Origin of the sequence: Bacillus sp. S4 (genome assembly GCF_040838205.1) — a bacterium.
GTDB lineage: Bacteria > Bacillota > Bacilli > Bacillales > Bacillaceae_G > Bacillus_A > Bacillus_A cereus_U.
On the sequence record NZ_JBFPJI010000464.1, the window covers coordinates 1 to 1,954 of the forward strand.

The following is a 1,954-nucleotide window of genomic DNA, read 5'->3' on the forward strand; positions in this document are numbered from 1 at the left end:
ATTTACTATAGTCTTGGTAAAAGAAAAGATGAATTGTAAAAATTTCTTTTTTAAAGAAGTTGAGAAAGAAAAAGAAGAAAGTATGCGTTGGACGGTAGGGATTATGCAAGTTGGTGGCCATGCTGCGAAGCCGAGTAGTTCGAATAAAAAACCGTGGATGTTCCCTCGTTCTAAAAAGATATTAGGAAAAAAATCTGATTCGCGTATTGTAGAAGCTTTTTTAAAAGAATTTTTGCGTACAAGTAGTACTTTAATGTTTTATGTTCAAATTGTATGTATAAGTACTGTAAGTATTATCGTGACTCCGCAGTGGATAACAGCTATTATTCTTGTATTTGCTATAGTTGCTATTTCTCTCTATGCGCGTGATTATTGGAATGAATTTACGAAGAAAATGTTTCTACATTTATATTGTGATGAAGGAGAATTACTATTATTAAGGTGGAAGGCGGATCGTTATTTGCTCCTTCCAGTCGTATTTATGTATGGAACAGTCATCCTCTCACAGTTTTATTTATTGCCAGCAGTAATTATTGGAGTTATTTTTATAGTATTCATTGGTTGGATTGTATTTTTACCATAGAAAAAGAGCCGGAAATGGCTCTTTTTTCTAGTCTGTAACACACTGATAAATAAAATATACTAAAACGAGTATGCTTGCGGCGGAATATATGACATCTAAAGTCATTTGATCGCCTCCTCATTGTTGTTGTATTTCTAGTGTATGAAATCTTACAATTTCATATTCAAGTGAAAAATATGTGAACGTTAACAAATTTGTAAAGTGCAAAAATTACAATCATTTTGTATAATAGAAGAAACAACCGTTAAATAAAATATAATGAGTGAAAGGGGAGGGAACATAAATGCCAAATTGGTTTAGAAAAACCTTAGTCGCATTAATTACCGTATTTACGTTTGGTTTAGTGACGCCTCCTTCCATATTACTTGATAATGCCAAAGCTGCGGACAAGCCTACGAGCACAGCTGGGCAACAAAATTTGGAGAGTACGTCCTATACATATGAAGAAACGAATGATAGGTTAACCACCGATACTTTTGTTAACTATGCGATGCAAGAAGCAGAGAAGCAATCTATGCAAAAATTTGGCTCTAAAATTGGGCCTGTAATTGAAGATGAATTTAAAGATGTTGTATTACCTAAAATTGAAGAGGCAATTGCGGAACTTGCAAATGATGTACCAGAAGAATCGTTACAATCATTAGCGATTTCTCAAAGACCAGCTGGCGGAAATAATGAAAAGATTTTTCATGTTTATGACACGAAATCAGGAAATGACTTACTGCGATTTCATGTAAGGAGAGATCATCCACCGCAAGATGGATATTATTTTAATTTCCACTATCATCGTTTTGATGATGGATACTCAGGACACCATGAGTTAGGAAATATTTATTGGAATACGAATGTACCGCCGAAATGGTTGTCTTAATGAAGAACAAGAGAAAATCTTGTTCTTTTTTTATGTGTATGAAAGGGTAAGACATTTATGCTGTTGAATAACATAGGTTTAGGAAAAAAACAAAGGGAGTCTGGGAATGCAAAAATACATTGTTTTTGACTTTGATGGCACGTTAGTAGATTCACAAAATATATTTGTACCAATTTATAATCAACTTGCTGAAAAGCATGGATATAAGACAGTTAGTGAGGAAGAAATCGAGCCTTTACGAAAACTGACTATTGCTGAAAGATGTAAACAACTCGATGTACCACTGTATAAATTACCGATATTAGCGTTAGAGTTTTATAAATTATATCAACCTGCTATAAAAGATCTCGTTTTATTCCATGGGATGAAGGATGTTTTAGATGAATTACATAAAAAAGGCTACGGGATTGCGGTTATATCTTCGAACTCAGAAGAGCATATTAGGGCATTTTTACGTAATAATAGAATAGAAAATATTCAAGAAGTGTATTGTTCTAAAA

The 1,954-nt window shown here is 33.4% G+C and carries 3 protein-coding genes; all 3 read left to right on the forward strand.

Features of this window, described 5'->3' with window-relative positions:
* Window positions 1-583: ABC transporter permease (locus tag AB3X48_RS21635; protein WP_367959927.1), on the forward strand; the 583-nt coding region annotated here is incomplete at its 5' end.
* A gap of 283 nt (window positions 584-866) precedes the next feature.
* Window positions 867-1,454, forward strand: a complete 588-nt coding sequence (locus AB3X48_RS21640; protein WP_002031682.1) for a YpjP family protein — start codon at window positions 867-869, stop codon at window positions 1,452-1,454.
* A gap of 106 nt (window positions 1,455-1,560) precedes the next feature.
* Window positions 1,561-1,954 (forward strand): HAD hydrolase-like protein (locus AB3X48_RS21645; protein WP_367959928.1); only part of this gene is annotated, 394 nt, incomplete at its 3' end.